At 38.6% G+C, this 20,876-nt stretch carries 20 protein-coding genes, 1 tRNA gene and 1 pseudogene; 3 read left to right on the forward strand and 19 right to left on the reverse strand.

The window, feature by feature from the left end:
• Positions 1 to 102: 102 nt before the first annotated feature.
• Together O3598_RS04465 and O3598_RS04470 are read left to right on the forward strand one after the other, a co-directional pair.
• The gene (locus O3598_RS04465) at positions 103 to 1,338 is read left to right on the forward strand and encodes an FprA family A-type flavoprotein (RefSeq protein WP_371451958.1); all 1,236 of its coding nucleotides are present in this window, start codon (positions 103 to 105) and stop codon (positions 1,336 to 1,338) included.
• 137 nt (positions 1,339 to 1,475) lie between these two features.
• A tRNA-Ser gene (locus O3598_RS04470) sits at positions 1,476 to 1,566 on the forward strand.
• Positions 1,567 to 1,648: 82 nt separating this feature from the next.
• Here the strand turns inward: O3598_RS04470 and mmuM are convergent.
• From mmuM to O3598_RS04485, 3 genes and pseudogenes are all read right to left on the reverse strand, one after another.
• Positions 1,649 to 2,668 (reverse strand): homocysteine S-methyltransferase, encoded by a 1,020-nt coding sequence (gene mmuM / locus O3598_RS04475; protein WP_009661651.1) that lies wholly within the window; start codon positions 2,666 to 2,668, stop codon positions 1,649 to 1,651.
• An 8-nt stretch (positions 2,669 to 2,676) separates the two neighbouring features.
• Positions 2,677 to 2,859, reverse strand: a pseudogene (locus tag O3598_RS04480) (transporter substrate-binding domain-containing protein); the annotation flags it as partial.
• Positions 2,860 to 3,051: 192 nt separating this feature from the next.
• The gene (locus O3598_RS04485) at positions 3,052 to 4,992 is read right to left on the reverse strand and encodes an OPT family oligopeptide transporter (RefSeq protein WP_016475982.1); all 1,941 of its coding nucleotides are present in this window, start codon (positions 4,990 to 4,992) and stop codon (positions 3,052 to 3,054) included.
• A 236-nt stretch (positions 4,993 to 5,228) separates the two neighbouring features.
• On the opposite strand from O3598_RS04485, the gene pepT reads away from it, so the two are divergent.
• On the forward strand, positions 5,229 to 6,452 hold the full coding sequence (gene pepT / locus O3598_RS04490; RefSeq protein ID WP_005377708.1) for a peptidase T: 1,224 nt from the start codon (positions 5,229 to 5,231) through the stop codon (positions 6,450 to 6,452).
• Between the two features lie 94 nt (positions 6,453 to 6,546).
• Here pepT and O3598_RS04495 read toward each other — a convergent pair whose 3' ends face one another.
• From O3598_RS04495 to O3598_RS04570, 16 genes are all read right to left on the reverse strand, one after another.
• Complete coding sequence (locus tag O3598_RS04495) at positions 6,547 to 7,797, reverse strand: MFS transporter (protein WP_302745834.1); 1,251 nt, start codon at positions 7,795 to 7,797, stop codon at positions 6,547 to 6,549.
• Positions 7,798 to 8,060: 263 nt separating this feature from the next.
• The gene (locus O3598_RS04500) at positions 8,061 to 8,693 is read right to left on the reverse strand and encodes a DNA glycosylase (protein WP_156718787.1); all 633 of its coding nucleotides are present in this window, start codon (positions 8,691 to 8,693) and stop codon (positions 8,061 to 8,063) included.
• A gap of 77 nt (positions 8,694 to 8,770) precedes the next feature.
• Positions 8,771 to 9,709, reverse strand: coding sequence for a hypothetical protein (locus tag O3598_RS04505; RefSeq protein ID WP_038124504.1), 939 nt, complete (start codon positions 9,707 to 9,709; stop codon positions 8,771 to 8,773).
• A 120-nt stretch (positions 9,710 to 9,829) separates the two neighbouring features.
• Positions 9,830 to 10,552 (reverse strand): helix-turn-helix domain-containing protein, encoded by a 723-nt coding sequence (locus O3598_RS04510; protein WP_005380182.1) that lies wholly within the window; start codon positions 10,550 to 10,552, stop codon positions 9,830 to 9,832.
• Between the two features lie 157 nt (positions 10,553 to 10,709).
• Complete coding sequence (locus O3598_RS04515; RefSeq protein WP_287505068.1) at positions 10,710 to 11,258, reverse strand: hypothetical protein; 549 nt, start codon at positions 11,256 to 11,258, stop codon at positions 10,710 to 10,712.
• An 8-nt stretch (positions 11,259 to 11,266) separates the two neighbouring features.
• Positions 11,267 to 12,223 carry a flotillin-like protein FloA gene (gene floA / locus O3598_RS04520; protein WP_371450088.1) on the reverse strand — a complete coding sequence of 319 codons (957 nt, stop codon included), beginning with the start codon at positions 12,221 to 12,223 and terminating at the stop codon, positions 11,267 to 11,269.
• Positions 12,224 to 12,259: 36 nt separating this feature from the next.
• Entirely contained in the window at positions 12,260 to 12,724 is a 465-nt protein-coding gene (locus O3598_RS04525; protein ID WP_005377650.1) for an NfeD family protein, read from the reverse strand.
• Between the two features lie 171 nt (positions 12,725 to 12,895).
• Positions 12,896 to 14,179, reverse strand: coding sequence for a uracil permease (gene uraA / locus O3598_RS04530; protein ID WP_005377680.1), 1,284 nt, complete (start codon positions 14,177 to 14,179; stop codon positions 12,896 to 12,898).
• A gap of 30 nt (positions 14,180 to 14,209) precedes the next feature.
• Positions 14,210 to 15,535 (reverse strand): FtsW/RodA/SpoVE family cell cycle protein, encoded by a 1,326-nt coding sequence (locus O3598_RS04535; RefSeq protein WP_371451961.1) that lies wholly within the window; start codon positions 15,533 to 15,535, stop codon positions 14,210 to 14,212.
• A 1-nt stretch (position 15,536) separates the two neighbouring features.
• Positions 15,537 to 16,196 (reverse strand): tRNA (guanosine(46)-N7)-methyltransferase TrmB, encoded by a 660-nt coding sequence (gene trmB / locus O3598_RS04540; protein ID WP_016475992.1) that lies wholly within the window; start codon positions 16,194 to 16,196, stop codon positions 15,537 to 15,539.
• 146 nt (positions 16,197 to 16,342) lie between these two features.
• Complete coding sequence (locus O3598_RS04545) at positions 16,343 to 17,035, reverse strand: hypothetical protein (protein ID WP_009661654.1); 693 nt, start codon at positions 17,033 to 17,035, stop codon at positions 16,343 to 16,345.
• Between the two features lie 475 nt (positions 17,036 to 17,510).
• Entirely contained in the window at positions 17,511 to 17,741 is a 231-nt protein-coding gene (gene rpsR / locus O3598_RS04550; RefSeq protein ID WP_004693795.1) for a 30S ribosomal protein S18, read from the reverse strand.
• A gap of 39 nt (positions 17,742 to 17,780) precedes the next feature.
• Positions 17,781 to 18,179 (reverse strand): single-stranded DNA-binding protein, encoded by a 399-nt coding sequence (locus O3598_RS04555; RefSeq protein WP_005382135.1) that lies wholly within the window; start codon positions 18,177 to 18,179, stop codon positions 17,781 to 17,783.
• A 21-nt stretch (positions 18,180 to 18,200) separates the two neighbouring features.
• Positions 18,201 to 18,485 carry a 30S ribosomal protein S6 gene (rpsF, locus tag O3598_RS04560; protein WP_005377647.1) on the reverse strand — a complete coding sequence of 95 codons (285 nt, stop codon included), beginning with the start codon at positions 18,483 to 18,485 and terminating at the stop codon, positions 18,201 to 18,203.
• A 116-nt stretch (positions 18,486 to 18,601) separates the two neighbouring features.
• Positions 18,602 to 19,777 carry an MBL fold metallo-hydrolase gene (locus tag O3598_RS04565; RefSeq protein WP_371451963.1) on the reverse strand — a complete coding sequence of 392 codons (1,176 nt, stop codon included), beginning with the start codon at positions 19,775 to 19,777 and terminating at the stop codon, positions 18,602 to 18,604.
• A 2-nt stretch (positions 19,778 to 19,779) separates the two neighbouring features.
• Positions 19,780 to 20,769 (reverse strand): hypothetical protein, encoded by a 990-nt coding sequence (locus O3598_RS04570; RefSeq protein ID WP_316065079.1) that lies wholly within the window; start codon positions 20,767 to 20,769, stop codon positions 19,780 to 19,782.
• Positions 20,770 to 20,876: the final 107 nt, after the last annotated feature.

Below are 20,876 nucleotides of genomic sequence, written 5' to 3' on the forward strand. Positions count from 1 at the left end.
TAAAAAAACTGTATTATAAGATGTCAATATAATTAATTAAACCGTCATCACATGGATGAGGTTAGTTATGTATATACATATGTGTAAGGAAAGGATATTACTATGTATTGTGCTCAAAAAATGACCCATAATATCTACTGGATTGGTAGTAATGACTGGACAACTGAACGTTTTGAAAACTTATTCCCTATTCCAAATGGTGTAAGCTACAATAGCTATTTCATCGATGATGAAAAAACTTGCGTTGTAGACTCTGTTGATGCAGAAATTCGCGAAGAATACTTTGACAACTTATCCCACCTTTTAAATGGTCGTGATCTTGATTACATCATCGTAAACCATATGGAACCTGACCACTGTCAAACATTGTTAGAAACATTGGAACGCTATCCAAATTGTAAAATGGTTGGTAATGCAACAACATTCCGCATGTTCGAACAATTCTACCGCACACCAAAGCCTGATCAATATTACACAGTAAAAGAAGGCGACGAAATTTGCTTAGGTAAACATACTCTTGTATCCTACACAATGCCTATGGTTCACTGGCCAGAAGTAACTTGTACCTATGAAAAATCTACAGGTACATTGTTCTCTGCTGATGCATTCGGTACATTTGGTACAATCAATGGCAACATCTTTGCTGACCAAACTGATTTCGTAGCAACCTATGAAGATGAAGCTCGTCGTTACTACACAAACATCGTTGGTAAATACGGTCCTCAAGTACAAAATGCAATTCGCAAGGTTTCCGGCCTTGAAATCAAACGCATTGCTCCACTTCATGGTCCAATCTGGCGCACACCTGAAACGATTGAATATATCTTGCACAAATACTTACACTGGTCCAGCTACACAGCTGAGAAAAAAGGTGTTGTTATCGCCTTCGGTTCCATGTATGGCAACACTCGTGACATCGCTCAACAATTGGCTAAACAATTGTCTAAACGGGGTGTTACAGATATTAAAATCTACGATGTTTCCAAAACTAATCCTTCCTACATCATCGCTGATGCTTGGAAATATACAAACTTGGTAACAATTGCACCAACTTATAACTTGAACCTATACCTTACTATGGAAAACTTCATTCACGAGTTAAAAGCGCTTAACTTCCAAAATCATAAGGTATCCATCATCGGTAATCATTCCTGGGCTTCCGCTGCAATGAAAACAATGGTTGCTCATTTCGAAAACGACTTCAAAGATATTGAAATCGTATCCCAACCTCTTGATATCAAATCCTCTTTAAAAGAAGAAGATATCCCATTAATCGAAAAAATGGCAGACGATATCAAAGCATCCATCGATGCACAAGAAATCAAAGAAGTATTATAATATACTTACTAAAAGCCGCCCTTCGGGGCGGCTTTTTAAAACTCTTATGAAACTATAATAATTCTACTATTTTGTTCTTGACATAAATCTAACTTTTTCATATACTATACAAGTACCTGTTACACAACAGAATACATGGAGAGGTGTCCGAGCGGCTGAAGGAGCATGATTGGAAATCATGTGTGCGGTTATACCGTACCCAGGGTTCAAATCCCTGTCTCTCCGCCACATATAAGAAGGTTATCCGATGGATGGCCTTCTTTTTCTATATACAAGCAAAAAGGGACTGTACTTATACAGTCCCTCTCATTTATTTTACATGTATTTGTTTTGCTACTTCACGAATGATATCAGGATTTGTTCGACAACACCCACCGATTATATTAGCCCCGGCCTTGCGCCATACATCAACATAGTCAATAAAGCTTTGTTGTCCGCCTGACCATGTCTTGGTTTCTCCATCATAGGTTTCACCAAGATTTGGATATACAGCAATCGGTTTATTAGTTACAGACCGTATATCTTTGATTAAGGATTCTACATATTCCGGCGCTGTACAGTTAATCCCTATCCCCGTCACTTGACGCACCTTATCGATCATTTCAGCGCATTTAATGATGGTCTCTCCGCTTGAGATATGATGTTCATCTTTACAAGAGAAAGAAATCCATGCGGGAATGCCTTTTGTCGTAAGCGGATCACACAAGGTACGGGCAATGGCAATGGCCTCATCATAGCACGGCACAGTTTCACAGGCTAACACATCTGGGTTTTCTTCGCAGAATAATGCAATGCGAGGAATATGGAATACTTCTAAATATTCGGTTTGTACACCGTAGTCGCCACGATATTCAGAACCATCTGCCAAGAAAGCACCATATGGGCCAACAGAGGCGGCTACCAATGGTTTTGGTAAGGCCCCTTCAGAGAAGTAACGGACACTGCCATCTGGCAATTGTTCACCTAATGTAATGCCACGCAATGTAAGCGCATCATTCGCTTTAGCTTCTAAAAATTCATTACGTGCTTGCACGGCTAAACGAACGGATAACTTCACCAAATCTAGTGCTTCTTCTGTACCATACCCATGAGCTTTAAACCCGGCTACAGTTGCTTGATAACCAGAACTTTCAATAATATCTGCACCGGCTGCCAAGTAGGAAATGTGCACTTTTTTGATGATTTCTGGATTTTCAATAAGCATCTTAGACGACCACAACTCATCATGAATATTACATCCATGACGCTCTAATTCTGTACCGAATGCACCATCTAGTACAAGAGGTCCATTTTCCTTTACAATCTTCAAAAATGCTTTCCGTTTAGCCATTCTATCACCTATTTCAAATCTTCTGCAGGTGGTTCTTTACCAAACCACTTTTTATAAATCTCTGCATATTTACCATTAGCCTTAATTTTTGCTAATCCATCATTTATTTTACCAAGTAACTCCGTATTACCTTTTTTCACAGCAATACCAAGTGGCGCCGCATCATAGTCTTCACCGGTTACTTTAGCAATGATAACATAAACATATCATATCACCCTATATATCCTAGGTCAATAATTCCTACTATATAAATATGTTTTATTTGATATAGATTATATCTATATCCCAAAGACAATCCCCCAATCATCTCCATATAAAAAACGCTCTCTACGAATTGTATTCATAGAGAGCGTTATTCATAATCCTCTTAGAGAGGATTCATGTTATTTAGCTGTTTTTTTATCTTTAATGTACATAGCTACCTTGTACAAGAATGCACAGAGTAACAAGTACATTACAATACTGAGGTATGTTGCTTCTGGTGTTTCTACCCATTCTTGAGCAAATACATCAATACCTGCAATACGAAGTACGGCACTGAACAAGGAACCAATAGCACCACCGGCTACAAGACCGGATGCAATTGTACTACCTTTGGAGAATCGAAGGTCTGCCAACGCTTTATCGTTTGTACTATTTTGTACAAAGTATGCAATCAAACCACCAACTAGTAATGGGGTGTTGATTTCCATAGGTAGATATGTACCTAATGCAAATGCCAACGGTGGAACTTTCACCATCCATAAGATGATTGCAAACAATGCGCCTGCCATGTATAAAGGCCATTGTGCACTACCACCAGTCATCATAGGTTCGATGATAGCAGCCATTGCATTCGCTTGAGGAGCATTCAATGCATGGTCCCCTACAAAACCATAGGCACCATTTAATAAGATCATGACACCTACAGAAAGTACAGCACAGAGAATGGTACCAACGATTTGCCATTGTTCCATTTTTTTAGGTGTAGCACCTGTCATGTGCGCTACCTTAAGTTCTGACATAAAGTTACCAGCCATACCGATGGTTGTACCGATAAAGGATGCCATCATGAGGACTGCAATCATACCGACTTTACCAGTCATACCAGCAGCTGTTAAGCATACAGCAGAAATGATAATCATAAAGATTGTCATACCGGATACCGGTTCTGTACCAGTATAGGCAATGGAGCTAATACCTACTACAGCAAGTAAGAAGGACATAATTAGAACGATTAAGAATGCTACGCCTGTTTGCGCTAGGCTTTCAGAATACATAAAGTGGAAGTATACGGCAAATAAAACGGTACATAACAAGATACCTGCACCAATCCAAGATGTAGGAACATCACGTTGCGTACGGAGCAAGTTAACTTCTGTAGTTTTGGATGTGAATATATCTAAAACTGCTTTTTTAACAACGCTGCCAACCACCTTAGACATGCTCAAAAGACCAATGATGCCGGCCATAGCAAGCATACCGATACCAATATGACGCACATAATCAAGGAATACCTTACGAATTGGAGCATCCGCTAAAAATACAGATTGACCATTGATGTGCATCACATGTTCTGGTGCTAAGAAGTATACAATTGGAATACATACGAACCAAGAGAAGAAGGAGCCCGCTGCAATAATCGCTGCATAGCGAAGGCCTGTAAAGTAACCAAGACCGAGCAACGCTGCATCAGTGTCTACGGCAGCCGTCAATTTAGTTTGGTCTGCTAAGGCAGCGCCCCATTTAAACGTAGCTGTACGAATGACCTCTTCCCACCAGCCAAGGCTGTTTAGAATAAAGTCATATACGAGAGCAATAAGGCCAGAACCTAACATCAATTTAGCTTTACTACCTTCATTACTCATCAATACTTCAGCTGCAGCGCGACCGCTTGGGAATGGATACACATAGTGCATTTCTTCTACAAAATAGCGACGGAACATAACGCATAATAGAACACCAAGTACGCCACCGAGAATAATTGGAATTGCCATTTGTGTAAAGGTTACATCTGTTACACCCCAAATGTAAAGGGCTGGCAAGAAGAACATAGCCCCAGCTAATGTGTTTGTACTAGAGCTGGCGATTGCTTGAATGTGTACAGTTTCAGCAAACGCATTTTTCCGTTTCAAAATAACTGCTGTACCCATGGCAAGTACAGATACTGGAGCAAAGGCATCTACTGTTTGACCGATTTTCAAGCATAGATAACCAACAGCCAGTGTAAAGATTGCTGCATAGAACAGGCCCCAAAATACTACGTATGAATTAATTTCTTCGTAGTCCTTTTTAGGATCAAGTACCGGTTCTACGGGCGGAATAGAACGAGTTTCGTCCGACATAGTAAAACCTCCTCATAAAAAACACAAACGTATATCTATCCACCTTTATACTATCACGGCATTATATACGATTCAATTGCTTTATATGCATAATACGAATATTTTTACACATTATGCACCGATAGACTTTGCATTTTATGTACTACTAGTCTACAATTAAGATATATAGGCTAAATAGGTCTAACTATGGTATCAACCAATTATATATTCAATACATTCTCTCAAGGAGGCTTATTATGGAACCAATGGTTGAACGTTTTGTACGCTACACAAGCATAAATACACGGTCTAACGAGGAAAGTACAACGATTCCCAGTACGCAAACGCAAGTTGATTTTGCTACCAATGTGCTTGTTCCTGATTTGAAAGCAATTGGTCTTGATGAGGTCATCTACAATCGAGAAAACGGATTTGTCATCGGTACATTAAATGCTAACACAGATGCAAAGGCCCCTTCTATTGGTTTTATCGCCCATATGGATACGGCCGACTATAACGCAGAAAATATTAAGCCACGCATCATTGAAAACTATGATGGCAACGATATTTGCCTCAACGAAGAACATCAGATTTTCACACGTCGTACAGATTTTCCTAATTTAAAGAACTATATTGGTAAATCCTTGGTCGTAACAGATGGTCTCACACTACTCGGCGGTGACGACAAGGCTGGCATCTGCGAAATTATGGAAGCCCTCTCCTATCTCGTGGCTCACCCAGAAATCAAACACGGTAAAATCATGTGTGCCTTTGGCCCTGATGAAGAAATTGGTACTGGCGCAGATCACTTTGATGTGAAACAATTCCCTGTTGATTTTGCCTATACGATTGATGGTGAAAGCCTAGGTCAACTCGAGTATGAAACATTCAATGCGGCTGGCGGTACTGTAACGCTCAAAGGCGTATCGGTTCACACGGGTACAGCAAAGGGTATCATGATTAACTGTGCTAAACTGGCTATGCAATTTGACGCGTTATTACCTGGGGCGGCCGTTCCTGAACACACTTGTGGTCGCCAAGGTTTCTTTATGCTCATGAGCATGGAAACACAAGTAGATACTGGTAAGATGAACTACATCATCCGCGACCATGACAAAGAATTGTTCGAAGCGAAAAAAGCATTTTTCCTACAAGCAGGTCAAACATTAAATGAAATCTATGGCCGTGAAGTTTGCGAAGTCTCCGTAAAAGATCAATATTACAATATGTACGATATCATCAAAGATAATATGGAATGTGTAAACGTAGCCAAAGCAGCCATGGAAAAAGCAGGTATTACACCTATTTGCGATCCTATCCGCGGTGGTACCGATGGTTCTAAAATTTCTTTTATGGGCATTCCAACACCTAATATTTTTACTGGTGTAGAAAATCTCCATGGTCGTCATGAATTTGCATGTATTGACGATATGAAAAAAGCTGTTGAAGTTATCGTTAACATCGTAAATATCGAAAAATAGTACCATAAAATAGCAAAATGACTATTCGAACAATGTCTCGAATAGTCATTTTTTATTACTCTATGAAATTATATATCCAATGTAAAACATTGTTCTACGCAAGTTTACCATTACGTTTACGATTTCTAATTTGTTCTTCTTCAGCACGTGCTTTCAAGGAAAGGTCTTTGTCGGTTCCTACATATCGGCCGTAGAATAAGTAATATGAAACTAAAGCTACAAGGGCAACTACTACAGTTACATGGAACATGCTTGTATAACCGACTACCTCCTTAATGGCACCTAAGATATATGGACCAAAGCCAAGGCCCACATCCAAGGCGATAAAGTATGTTGATGTGGCAACACCAATGCGGTGAATTGGTACAATTTTAACTGTTACCGCTTGACCATTAGACATGAATGTACCATATCCAAGTCCGACGAATACGGCGGATAAAAGTACAAGCCATGTAGAGTGAGCAATGGATAGTAAGAAAATACCAAGCGCTAAAGATACGAAACAAGGATATAAAACGAAGTTTTCCCCTTTCATATCAAATAGAATACCAAGTAAAGGTCTTGTAATAGTGATCACTACGGCATAGACAACGAAGAAGAATGTACCTGCCATAATAAGATCTAAGTCTTTTGTATAAGCTGCCATAAAGCCGATAACACCAGAGTATGCAAAGCCTACAAGCACAGAAACAAGGCTAATAGAATTCATACGAGGTTCAATATAATCGGAAATCTTAATACCCTTATGAGCTTCAGAATCGATATCAAGCTTAGGCTCCTTAAACTTCATAATTACGGCGCCAATGCCACAAATAACGATAAGTGCAACACAGAATGCGATGATAAAATCATAGCCAAGACTGTGAAGCATTAAAATACCTAAGAATGGACCTACTGCAGCAGCAAGAGAAGTAGATAAACCGTAGTAGTTAATCCCTTCGCCACGACGAGATTGAGGTATAATAGCAGCAATAATCGTACTTGTTGCAGTTGATGTAATACCGTAAGCAAAACCATTTATGAATCGAACGCTATCGAGCATTAACAAGTTAGGTGTGTAGAAGTACATGGCTGTTGAAGCCAAATAAATAAACAAACCTAAGTACAGCATCTTTCGGCAACTTAAGACACTAATAAAGCGTCCCGCTAATAATCGTGCCACGACGGTACCGATAATATATATACCAACAGCTAAGCCTGCTTGACTGGCTGTGGCGTGAAGGTTATCTTTTGCCACTACGGCAATAATAACAATTAATAAATAATAAATCAAAAATACTAAGAAATTAATCAAAGTATCGAGGACAAATGATCTTGTCCATAAGGCCTCCTTAGCCTTATCCATAGTATCAACTCCTATTTCTAAAATATTTGTCAACCATATAATGACATTGGTTAATTATAGACCTCTCATCATAAAAAACAAGAATTAAATAGTTATTTTTGTTATCACTTTTAATTATGACTAATCTCATAGATTTATATATAATAAGCAAATTACCATATCACCTATTTACGTAAATTTTTAATAATAAAAACACCTTTGATAGGTTCTACTCTAATTTACCAGTTAGAATAGACCATCAAAGGTATCCTACTATTATTCAATTATTTTGTTTCTAATCCACAAGCTTTAAAAAATGCTTTATAAGCCTCCGCCTTCTTCACAAGACTCAACGGATAGGCTCTAGAGGTAGATGGCAAACGCGTCAAAGAAAGTTCTCGACCTTCATAAACAAAAGGAGTCGTTTCTCCTGTTTTAGGTAGTTTTATCTTTTCAGGTAATAAACTAAGTAAGATTTCTGTAGCCTTGCCACCTGTTGTACCAATATGAGTACAATCTGGTATTTGTGCTAATACGTCAGCGAGAGGAACGGGCTCAACTACCTTTAAAAACGCATCAGATGCATTACCATGCTCACGAATAGCTTTCAATACCGTTGGACAAGAAGCTATACCAATTTGAGATAAAAAAGCTTTAATCTTTTCCGCATCAAATGCTTTTTCTTCCCCTTTTCTAAAATGTTCTTTATCATCAAAGAACACCAAACCGAAAACACGCCACATATCATTTTGAAAATTCGGATAATGAAATTCCATGGCTCGCTTTTCAGATGTTGGTGGAAATGTTCCCATCATCATAACCGTTGCATTCTTCGGCAAGAATGGCGGAAATGGTCTCGTCTCTACAACTTCATTAGAATGTACTTCAACAGTAGTATTATCTTTCACGATACACATCTCCTTATTGTTTATGTTAACTATCTACTCTCACATTAACAAGTTTAGATGATTGATACTATGATAAAACTCACCTTTTATTGAACCATAGGTTGGGTCATAATCGTATTGACCGCATCAAATCCTGTTGGTACAGGAGATACGAGATATAAACATACAACGGCAGCTATAGCAAATCCAATTGCTAGGTAAGAGAAGGTGCCGCGTTTAGGGAACTCGTACAAGCCGAACAAGCGTATACCAATGGCCGCACCAATGGCAGTAATAAAGGATGGCAATGAGAACATGCCATATACGCCAAAGATAACCATCAATCCCGCATAACCGCCTACTACAGTAATCATTGGTAGCATACGATCCATAGAACTCTTATAGTCTCGAGTCAACCCAGATGGATAGTTGGAGCTTTCAATACCGAATAAACCAAGCAAAATGCCGAAATCAACCCAGATAAATTCCCAAATGCCTTTAAATGCATTTCGATTACGGCCTGCATACCAAGCAAAGGCAGTAATGGCCAAGATGGCTAAACCAACTAAGCCAAAATAGTAATCCCCACTAATAGTAGGACCTACATAGGCGCCAATAGCGGTTACAATAGCACTGAGAACGGAAAGTACAATAACACGATGAACAGCAGGACGTTCCGATTCAGGAATGCGTTTGAACACGGTTGCTAGCAATTCCAATACAAAGCAAGCCATAAAGACAGCAATACCAATAGCTGGATTAATGAAGATACCAACTACCGTCAAAACTAAAGGAATTAACAAGCGCCATTTAGGAAATAATACGAGATCCTTGTAATCAAGGCGTACATCTTGTGTTTCAGATGTGAAATTATTATACACTACAAAGAGGAGCATAAACGCAACCACATCTAGTGGTGTAGCCCCCCAAATCAACAAGGTTGGTACGATAATCATGGATAACGCCACACCAGATATTCTAGATAGGCCGGCGGCGATGAACCCTAGCAGTAAAAATGGTAATAATAATGTTAAATATTCGAACATAATAAACCTCCCATCATCATATAAATCTAAGTATATAGTAATTAACTACAAATTTCTATACCGAATGAGTTGAGGTTTATACAGATTTACCATACGACACCATACAATACTACGTCTTTACTAAGTTTGTTGCTGCTTTAATCGGTTTCTTATAACAGACGGGGAACATTCGAGTTGTCGTGCGATAGCTGCAATGGATAATCCTTCCATCCGTAATCTACTAATCTCATTCGTATCTACCTCTAACCGTTTACCACGCAAAGCAACACCAGATTCTCGTAAATATAAGGCAACCGTATTAGCTTGCAGTTGATAGGCAATACCTATATCCTTTGTACTCAACCCATGATAGCTATACAAATAGCTCATTTCATCGATAGGCATCACCTTACGCCGCCCACCGCGTATATTGACCCCCATGTGATGTAAGATATGTAATACCTTCCATCGTGAAAGCCCCATCATATGGGCAATACGAGTTGTACTATTACCACTTTCATAAGCCTTTTTAATACGATCTGGTTCTACACTATGTATAGAATGGTCATGAGTACACAGCAGTCCATACTCATGTAATCGATTAGATATGGTCGCAGTGGATACATTAAAACGACGGGCCAAGGCTTCAATACTAGTATGACTCACTTCATATAAATTTACCAAGGTTGCGCGATTGATATCTTTACGCGTTTCACGTCGCGCAATCTTATACATCTGCATACGCCTTACAATTGTATCTACACTACACCCAATATAATCGGCAATATCTCGTAAGGTCCATTTCTCTTTAACATATAGATTCTCTAATAATTGTTTTGGAATATTTCGTACGCTGCGATACATATAATCGCTCCTTTCACATAATTTAGGCGAACTATATTCACACACCTATTACACTTATTATGAAAGGCTAATTATAGTCTTAGCAATAGAAAAAGGGTTCCCAATAGTCACCCCGGTGACCATTGGGAACCCTGCCTTTATCAGGAACAGATATACATTATCGAGCCCTATGACGCAATGCCTTCGGCTTTTCTAATATAAAAGCCCATTTCATACCTTCTTTAATATCATGACACGACTTGCGAGCCTTCTTCGTTACAGGCTTCGTATGAGTCTCTACATCAACAAGAGGAATCTTTACTTCTTCCATTGCTTTTTGGCGCTTAAATTCTGCTAGGCGCTCAGTCAATGTAGAAACTGCAACCGTTTTACTAGTAGATACTTTATGTTCTTCTCGTTGTTTAGGTTGCTCTTTTTTAGATTGTTCTGCAGATTGATTATAAGAAATCTGAGTATTAGACGACTGATAGCCAGCATCATTAGATGTAGCATTAACCGGAGGTTCTTCTATTTTACGTTCAATAGAAATACCGTATTCACGCTCCATATCCTCCCAAGTCTTTTCAGCACCTGAGGTTTCATACTCATCAGCATCTTCAGTCTTTGAGCTTTTCAAAAAGGAGAACACGATATAAGCAATTATAGCTAGAACAAATATAGGATTATGCGTAAAGGCCGATAGTATTGTAGACAAAATAGAGTCCATAGCTACTCCTATTCACCATCTGCTAAATTCTCACGCATCTTAGTGTCTGCAATAATATTATTCATATTGTAGTAATCCATAACGCCAAGATTACCGTTTCTGAAAGCTTCTGCCAATGCTTTAGGAACTTCAGCTTGTGCTTCCACTACCTTAGCTTGCATATCTTGTGTTTTAGCACGCATTTCTTGTTCTGTAGCAACTGCCATAGCACGGCGTTCTTCGGCACGAGCTTGTGCGATTTTTTTATCTGCTTCCGCTTGGTCTGTTTGCAATTGAGCACCAATGTTACGTCCTACGTCTACGTCAGCGATATCAATGGATAAGATTTCGAATGCAGTACCCGCATCAAGGCCTTTACCCAATACAGTACGAGAAATGTGATCTGGATTTTCCAATACATCTGTATGCTCTTCAGAAGAACCTACCGTTGTTACGATACCTTCACCAACACGGGCGATAATTGTAGCTTCACCAGCACCACCAACGAGGCGATCAATATTAGCACGTACCGTTACGCGAGCACGAACCTTAAGTTCAATACCATTTTTTGCCACTGCAGAAATGATTGGTGTTTCAATCACCTTAGGATTAACGGACATTTGAACCGCTTCCAATACATCACGACCAGCGAGGTCTATAGCAGCAGAACGTTCAAATGTCAACGGAATAGATGCGCGTTCAGCAGCGATTAATGCATCTACAACGCGGTCAACGTCACCGCCAGCAAGGTAATGTGCTTCCAATTGATTTACATTAACCTCAAGACCCGCTTTATTCGCCTTAATTAAAGGCATTACAATTTGAGATGGATTTACACGACGTAAACGCATACCAACTAATGTAAAAATGCCTACGTTAACACCGGCTGCCAACGCGGATACCCAAAGGCCTAATGGCACAACATACAAGAATACCATAATCCCAATCATTAGAATGGGAATCAAAATTAAAATACCTACATCCATAATAACCTCCATTATTTACGACGATGTGGTGAAAGCTTAATCGCGCTTTCTAACAATATTGCGGCCACCTACAACACGAAGCACCACAATGGGTGAACCGGCATCGATGAAGTCCCCTTCGGTTACAACATCCACTAAATTACCATCAATTTTAGCAATACCTGCAGGGCGTAATGTTGTATGCGCTACGCCCTCCTTGCCAGCTAGATCCTTTAATACATCATTAGACACATATCCAGCTTTTGTGGTAGATCGTTGCCCTAAGGTAAAGAGCTTGCCAATCCAGGTTTTTGAAAAGTGATTAAAGAAGGTTAATAATACCACGACTAATACAATCGTGATACCGAGCACCGCATATAAGGCTATATCTGTACCACCAAGGCCGATAAATACGCCCCACATAAACAAACAGTACCCGATAAGACCCGCAATACCACCAGGTATAACTAGTTCAATAGCCATCAATACGAGACCTATAATAAGCCAAAAAATATAATCCATATAAACCTCCTTTCACAAATCATTTCATACAATATATTATACAATAGACATTTATATTTTTCCAATAGACACGCTTCTATGATATATATAAAGGCCCACTATACAAAAACGCGTAGCCGAAAAGCTACGCGTTAATTATAAGTCTTGCTATATAGTTAAATGTATAATCAATTATACATCCGTTTTCTTTAATTGATCATTACCAATACCTGTTTTTTGTAGGATAAGAAGTACAATGCTCATCCCCATACCTACAACAGTGGCCAAGCCCATTCCTTTTAAAACAACAGGACCAATTACGAGCTGTGCACCACTAAGGCCTACAACAAGAATAACAGATGTAAGAATCATGTTAACAGGATTTGTATAGTCTACCTTGCGTTCTACGAGCATACGCAAGCCAGAAGCCGCGATGATACCGAACAATAGAATCGATACACCACCCATAACAGGGATTGGAATGGCATGAATAAGAGCGGCTACCTTGCCCACGAAGGAAATAATCATAGCCAATATAGCTGCACCGCCGATAACCCAAACGCTAAAGCACCGTGTAATTGCTAGTACTCCAATATTTTCACCATACGTTGTATTTGGTGTAGCCCCAAAGAAACCAGAAAGAATATTGGCAAGGCCATCACCTAATAAAGAACGTTCTAAGCCAGGTTCTTTCATAAGATCTTTTGATACGATGTTACTTGTAACAACAAGGTGACCCACGTGTTCCGCAAATACTACAAATAATGCTGGCATAATCATGACGATGGCATTGATATCAAATTCAGGCATACCATAAAACTGTGGTAGCGAGAACCATGGTGCCGCTTCAACAGCGGAGAAATCGACAACGCCCATGATAGCAGATAAGATATAACCTGCCACTACGCCGATAAGCACAGGAATTACAGCAAGGAATCCTCGGAATACGACGGTTCCTAACAAGGTCACAATCAAGGAGAACATAGATACTATGATAGCCTGCTCATGAGACATGCCAAGATTTTGATCACCGATAAGTCCAGCCATACCCATAGCGACTGGAGCTAGTTCAAGACCGATGATAGCAACGATAGCCCCCATCGCAGCTGGTGGGAATAATTTATCAATCCAACCGATACCAATATAGCGAACTAAGAACGATAAAATAACAAAGGATAAGCCAAATACAACAAAGGCACCTTTAGCGGCCTCATAACCCAAGCCTGCAGCCAATACCGCACTGACAGGAGCAATAAAAGCAAAACTAGAGCCTAAATAGGCTGGAATCTTGCCTTTACATACAAATAAGTATAGCAATGTACCAATACCATTCATAAATAATGCCGTTGCTGGATCGACTTTCAACAAATACGGTACAAGTACGGTAGAGCCAAACATGGCAAATAAATGTTGAAAGCTAAGTGGCAATAATTTACCCAATGATGGGCGTTCTTGAATATCAATAAAATCGTTCATAATTTTCCCTCATACACAACACATATATTATCATTTATTTGGTGGTACAAAACGTCCCGGTAATTTAGGTTCAACCGTTCTCTTCGGTCTAAACCGACTCTGCGTTTCCTCGCGCAACGAAGGTAACGTTTCCTTATTACCTACTGGTTTAACACCTTCTACGCCACGTCTCGCAATACTTGCTAAAATACCGATAGCTAAACAATTCATCATTAGAGAAGAACCACCATAGCTAACGAATGGCAATGGCACACCTGTTACAGGCAACATACCACAAACCATGGCGATATTGAAGAATGCTTGACCACTGATGAGAATCGTAATCCCAATGGCTAACCATCTACCAAAAGCATCGCGTGCTCTATTAGCAATACGGAATCCAAAATACGTAAACATGGCCATTAAGAATACGACCAGAATACCGCCTAAAAAGCCCATTTCCTGTGCCCAAACAGCGAAGGCAAAGTCCGTATGTGCTTCAGGTAGATAGAAATACTTTGACGTACCATTCAGAAGGCCTTGTCCAAAGAACCCACCTGAGCCTACGGCTAACAAACCTTGTACAGTTTGATAGCCTTTATCCTGTGCATAGGACCAGGGATCAAACCAAGATACAACGCGTTCCCACCGATACGAACTACTACGAGCAGCATAAATACCTACGACAATAGCCCCCATCAAGGATAAGCCAAATATACTTTTCTCAAAGCCAGATAAGAATATTAACAGGTAGGAGAAACCTATAATCAATACGGCAGTCCCCATATCCGGCTGTTTAATGGTGAGCAAAGCAAATATGATTGGCCAAAGCAACATATAGCACATATATCTTACGCGTTCAAAAATATAACCTAATGCTACCTCTTTTTGAGACAAACCCTTCTTAGGTTTAATCATAGATGTAAATCTGGGTTTTACCCACGGTTTATCCGCCAATTTAGCTGCTGTCCACATGAGTGCAGCCAATTTAGCAAACTCTGATGGCTGGAACGAGAATAGGCCAAGAGAAATCCACCGGCGCGCACCATTGACCTCTACACCGACCAAATATATAGCCACTAAGGATACTGCGGTCAATCCCATTATCCAAGTCAGTAATTTAGCATTTTGTAATCGACGATAATCAAATCGATATAAAAGGACACCCAAAATAGCAGAAGCCAATAAATAACCTAAATGTCTCGGTGCATAGCCCAACAATCCAGTATCTGTTGTAATCGACCCAACATAGGTGGCACTAAAGATATTAATGCTACCAATCAAGGCCATAAGCGCTATAGGCAATAACATGCCTTGTAGGTCGTTCTTAAACACTTTCTCCCAAAAGTGTCCCTTCTTTTCCCTTTTTTGCACCATATTATGCCTCCTTAGTAACAGTCGGTTTCACTGCTTCTAATCGGAAAATAGGTTGTCCCTTTGCGCTAAATTTCTCTTCATATTCCGTTTTTACATTCGGTAAATCTGTACTATGTAAATCATAGGTGACATTCTTGAGTTCCCACCCACAATTTTTGAACTCCTCTAGAGAGAACATAAACAAGTCTTCATTATCGGTTTTAAAGTGCACTTCGCCATTATCTTTTAACAAACGTGCATAGCGGTCAAGGAATGTATGATATGTTAAGCGACGCTTAGCATGCTTAGCCTTAGGCCATGGATCACAGAAATTGATATAGAATCGATCTACTTCTTCAGGGGCTACAATTTCTTCAATTCCTGCAATATCAAACAAAGATACTTTTGCATTGTCCCGTTGAGCTTCGAAAATCTTTTGCGCTGCATAGTAAATTACACCGATTTGAACCTCAAAACCAACAAAATTTGCATCTGGATATGCTTCAGACATGCCCGCAATGAATCGTCCCTTACCAGTGCCTAGTTCCATGTATAATGGTCTTTCTGGATGCGAAAAAGCCTCTCTCCATTTGCCTTTGTAAGCCTCTTGTCCAGATAAAATAATGTGTGAATCATACTCGTGGATAGCCTCATCAATCCACGGTTTTCTACGAAGACGCATCGTTACTCCTTATATATCTATTCTGAAAGTACTATATTACATAACTAATTGTTACCTATCCTTATTATTATAGAAAAATGCTTTACTTTACGTCAATTAGTAATATAAAAAAGCCCCTGTCATTATGAAAAGACAAGGGCTCATCATTAATTAGAAAGCATATTTTCTAAGTATTCAATTTGTTGTGGGCTCAAACCAAGCTCTGTTAAACTTTTCTTAGATGTAGCAAACACCGCATTTGATTTACCAACACGAGTACCTAATGCCGCTGCTGCTACGAGTTCACGATCAAGTTTACCTAGACGTGATCTGTTTCTATTTTGTGGTTTTGGCTTTTTAATACGGAATGTATTATATTTTACAGCTGTTGATGCTTCATCAGCTTTAATTTTGGCAGCCATATTTGTACTATTTGAGCCATTACCTAGTAGAGCACTTAAGCCCACTCGCTTTGGCACAAGTTTATCATAATCTACACCAAACTCAGGGCGTTCTTCACGAAGTTGCTCAAATGTAGCAAGAGCCGCATTCATTTGCTTTAAACCCGCTGCAGAGTACAACTGACGAATAGCAATACTTACCTCTTGAGGTGTCAAAGTACCACGTTCAATAGCAGAAATAATCGTTTCTCTCAAGGAGTCAAGATCTCCGCTAGCTGTATAACGTCCGATTTCAACAAGATCTTTTTGACGTTCATTGAGCTCTTTTGGCACATATATATTAAATTCTGAGATGGAAGGCGCTTTTTTGGTTATCGGTTCTGCGGCACCATTTACCTCACACAGATAACCACTGCTGACTACAGCCAAAGCCACGGCCAAAGTTAAAACCTTTTTCAATGTTTCCAAATCTCCCTTTACACACCAACAAAAGCACATTTACGTTCATATACTAACCAATACAGATTTATAAATTAGTAAAACTGTATCATACATCCAAATGGGTCAGTCTATTTTTATTATATACTACTTCATCTATTATTTATAGTCATATTGATAAAAAACTATAAAATATTTTATTTATAAATACTATTTATAACTCATATTCATATATTCAAAAAGTAGTAGTTTCTATGCTAATTAGCAAGGACTACTACTTTTTAATTCATTCATAAACAATATTTATATAAGTTATATTCTGTAGCGATTTTAACTTAGTAATGCTTTTACATCAGCTACAATTTGTTCTATAGAAACACCGTATTCCTGCAAAACATACCACAATCTAAGAAAAAGAGCCAGTCCATACAGAACCAGCTCTTTATGTAGCAAAAAGGCGGTACAACCAAATGGTTATACCGCCTTGATTCATCAATTATTCTGCAGTGAATGGCAATAAAGCGATTGCACGTGCACGTTTGATAGATGTAGTCAATTTGCGTTGATGTTTTGCGCAAGTACCGGAAATACGACGAGGTAAGATTTTGCCGCGTTCAGTCGTGAAACGACGAAGTTTTGCAACATCTTTATAGTCGATTTGATCGATATGGTCTGCACAGAAAACGCATACTTTTCTTCTTGGCTTTCTGCCTCTATCTCTTCTCATTGCGAATCCTCCTTTTCGAATTAGTAGGAGTCTCGGACACTAGAACGGGATGTGTTCGTCATCGCCGCCTGTACTGAAACTATCAAAATTGGACCCACCATCGAAAGAATTAGTATTCATATCAAGGGATTGGCCCACGAAGTTCGCTACCACTTCAGTAACGTAACGTTTTTGACCATCCTGAGTCTCGTAGGAACGAGTTTGCAAGCGACCTTCTACAAAGCAGCGACTGCCTTTACGAAGATTACCTGCCGCTTCACCAAGTTTACCCCATGCAACACAATTAATGAAAGCAGTTTGTTCTTTCGTTTCATTGGTCGTAGAGTCAACATAAGTATTAGTAGCAGCTACTGTGAAAGTTGCCACTGCTCTACCAGTTTTAGTAAAACGTACTTCAGGATCACGAGCTAAATTACCTAGAATTTGTACAGAGTTCATCTTTTCTCCTCCAGGCTTTAATTATGCATCGTGTTTAACAATCAGGTGTCTTAAGACATCATCGTTGATTTTCAACACACGGTCGATTTCTTTAATTTCAGCTGGATCAGCTTCGAAATTAACCAATACGTAGAAACCGTCAGTGAATTTTTTCACTGCGTAAGCAAGACGACGCTTGCCCCAACGATCTACCTTTTCTACTGTGCCGCCTACACGAGCAATTAAAGCTTCCACTTTTTCAATGACAGCGTTAGTTGCTTCTTCTTCAGCTGGTTTCACAATAACCATGACTTCGTATTTGTTCATACAAAATCACCTCCTCTTTCGGACTAATGCCCCTATCGACACATAGGGGTAGGAAGTGCTTACCATTAATAAGCTCTACTATTATAACCTATAAGTAAAATGAAAGCAAGTGGGTCCTATATAATAAACGGCTCATTATCATCAACTACATAAATACTCCTATGAGATGCTATTTTCTCTAAGTTCTCAGGACTATCAGTATGAACAGGAATAATAACATCAGGATTGACCATATCGATAAACTTAACTAAATCAGCCTTACATACATGACCACTTGCATGGCATATATAAGATGGATACGTATCTAGCAAATCTTTTAACGCCAGATTTTCCTCAATATATCCTGTCCACATAGAATATATAATACGTACATCATCTTTAGGGAATTTTTTAATTTGAGAAATATAATTTTCTGTTCCTCTTACTAAGGAAACAAATCCATTATCCATATAATATTTAGGATATGCCCCCATATCAAGAACTAGTGGACTATCAGGTCTACGATACAATGAACTATCATAGTACACATTATCAATCACCGTATCTAATATTCTTTTCTGATACGCGTCACAAATTAATACCTTATCAGTCGGCATATTATGCCAAATCCCCATAATACGATCAATATTCGTAGAGGAACACATAACAAAGACATATTTTCCATCTTGAATATATGAAGAAATATCGTCTAGCACTTCTCTTTCAGATATCCCATCATGAGCATTTCGAGATAATGAGGTGCCTTCTGTAATTAATACATCAACGTCACCTATATACGTCCTAATTAGCTTTTCTAATACATGACCTCGTACCCCATGCATTCTAAAATCACCTGTATATAAGACACGTTTACCTTCTGCTTCAATAACAAACATATAACTATCCACAGCACTATGGTCGATAACCAAAGGTCTAATATGTATATTTCCTATAGTGAAGGCTTCGCCTCCACGAAATGTATTTGCATCTAACAAACGTAAATATAAATCTTTATCTTGATGTTGAGTAGCTATCATAGCCACTTCCTTACTCAGTTCCCCCATATATAATGGTATTTCTGGTAATGCAGAGGTTAGTTGTCCTAAGTGATCCATATGATAATGTGAAATCACAATACCATCACAATCTAGTATCCCTTTTGTAACACCGTCTATATCTAAATTTATAGGTGTGTACTTTTCATCTAAACTTAATTCATTACCAAAATCCAGTATAATGCGGGTAGATGCTGTACTAATTTCTATGGCACTACCGCCAATCTGATGAGTGCCACGATGGATAATTATATTCATACTTAACCTTTTCTAGAAATTGTTAGCAATGTTTCTGCTCGGTATGAACGCTCTATGTTATGGGATTCATCGACCGTCTCCACACGTAATACAGCAAAACGAATTTGTTTTAAATGAGGCTCTTGCTTTAAGATTGTTTCACACAAGATTCGCAAAGAATCACGTTTATCAGTTGTAAGTAACTCTTGGCACTCTTTATGTTGTTGGCTTTCAACTGTTTTGGATGGATAAACCGCGTTAGCAATATCCTTCGGATTTAGGCGTAACATTAAATTTGTTTTATATCCGCCATCGTTTTCAGTACAAGCCTTCTCATCAAATAAAATAACTAATTCAGCGTTCTTGGTATGCTTATACCCCTTTAAATTTCTTAAAACACTTATACCTTCATGACTATCAGTAGATACGATCTGATCTAAATCAAGTAATTTATAATATGTATAAGCTTCTAAAACACATCGTAGTAAAGTTTCATCACTACCAGATGGACGATATTTCAATTCAATAACAGAGTAGTATTTATCATCCGTGTTATAGCCTAATAAATCTATTTTTCCATAAGAGTCGCTTCGAGCTGCTTTTAATGGTGTTTGGTAATCAAAAATATAACCTAAATCCTTAACCTCACCTTGATAGAATAATAATTTTGCTAAAATTTCTTCTTTTCGATTGGTGATTGATAACTCATTTTGAGTAAGCGTATGGTCTGTATCAAAATGATTAGGTCTTACAGGTTTCAATTTATCCCATTCTTTAACGAGATCCTCTGATACAAGAGTTTTCGCAATAATCTCACTATAAAGATTCTTAGATCCGTTTATATAACCTTTGTAATTTACAATAGGAGCCTTATAAAAGTTTGCTACAAATTTTAATAAATATTCTTCTGTATTAATCTTATTCAAACCAAAGGCTTCTTTAAATTCCTTTAATTTATCCTTCCTCTTAATACAAAGAAAGAGCTCATCAATTGACTTCTTATTATCTACCATTATCATTTCCCTCCCCATAATAATAATTTACTACACTACACATAATTACTAAAAAATTCCTACATACAAATAATGCTTTTAAATATAAATTCATTATATCAATAGAC

The organism is Veillonella atypica (assembly GCF_041431435.1).
Lineage (GTDB): Bacteria > Bacillota > Negativicutes > Veillonellales > Veillonellaceae > Veillonella > Veillonella atypica.

Excerpts from the sequence above, each read along its gene's own strand:
- O3598_RS04465 (WP_371451958.1), top strand. The coding sequence starts at position 103 with ATGTATTGTGCTCAAAAAATGACCCATAATATCTACTGGATTGGTAGT.
- mmuM (WP_009661651.1), bottom strand. The coding sequence starts at position 2,668 with ATGGCTAAACGGAAAGCATTTTTGAAGATTGTAAAGGAAAATGGACCT.
- O3598_RS04485 (WP_016475982.1), bottom strand. The coding sequence starts at position 4,992 with ATGTCGGACGAAACTCGTTCTATTCCGCCCGTAGAACCGGTACTTGAT.
- pepT (WP_005377708.1), top strand. The coding sequence starts at position 5,229 with ATGGAACCAATGGTTGAACGTTTTGTACGCTACACAAGCATAAATACA.
- O3598_RS04495 (WP_302745834.1), bottom strand. The coding sequence starts at position 7,797 with ATGGATAAGGCTAAGGAGGCCTTATGGACAAGATCATTTGTCCTCGAT.
- O3598_RS04500 (WP_156718787.1), bottom strand. The coding sequence starts at position 8,693 with ATGTGTATCGTGAAAGATAATACTACTGTTGAAGTACATTCTAATGAA.
- O3598_RS04505 (WP_038124504.1), bottom strand. The coding sequence starts at position 9,709 with ATGTTCGAATATTTAACATTATTATTACCATTTTTACTGCTAGGGTTC.
- O3598_RS04510 (WP_005380182.1), bottom strand. The coding sequence starts at position 10,552 with ATGTATCGCAGCGTACGAAATATTCCAAAACAATTATTAGAGAATCTA.
- O3598_RS04515 (WP_287505068.1), bottom strand. The coding sequence starts at position 11,258 with ATGGACTCTATTTTGTCTACAATACTATCGGCCTTTACGCATAATCCT.
- floA (WP_371450088.1), bottom strand. The coding sequence starts at position 12,223 with ATGGATGTAGGTATTTTAATTTTGATTCCCATTCTAATGATTGGGATT.
- O3598_RS04525 (WP_005377650.1), bottom strand. The coding sequence starts at position 12,724 with ATGGATTATATTTTTTGGCTTATTATAGGTCTCGTATTGATGGCTATT.
- uraA (WP_005377680.1), bottom strand. The coding sequence starts at position 14,179 with ATGAACGATTTTATTGATATTCAAGAACGCCCATCATTGGGTAAATTA.
- O3598_RS04535 (WP_371451961.1), bottom strand. The coding sequence starts at position 15,535 with ATGGTGCAAAAAAGGGAAAAGAAGGGACACTTTTGGGAGAAAGTGTTT.
- trmB (WP_016475992.1), bottom strand. The coding sequence starts at position 16,196 with ATGCGTCTTCGTAGAAAACCGTGGATTGATGAGGCTATCCACGAGTAT.
- rpsR (WP_004693795.1), bottom strand. The coding sequence starts at position 17,741 with ATGAGAAGAGATAGAGGCAGAAAGCCAAGAAGAAAAGTATGCGTTTTC.
- O3598_RS04555 (WP_005382135.1), bottom strand. The coding sequence starts at position 18,179 with ATGAACTCTGTACAAATTCTAGGTAATTTAGCTCGTGATCCTGAAGTA.
- rpsF (WP_005377647.1), bottom strand. The coding sequence starts at position 18,485 with ATGAACAAATACGAAGTCATGGTTATTGTGAAACCAGCTGAAGAAGAA.
- O3598_RS04565 (WP_371451963.1), bottom strand. The coding sequence starts at position 19,777 with ATGAATATAATTATCCATCGTGGCACTCATCAGATTGGCGGTAGTGCC.
- O3598_RS04570 (WP_316065079.1), bottom strand. The coding sequence starts at position 20,769 with ATGGTAGATAATAAGAAGTCAATTGATGAGCTCTTTCTTTGTATTAAG.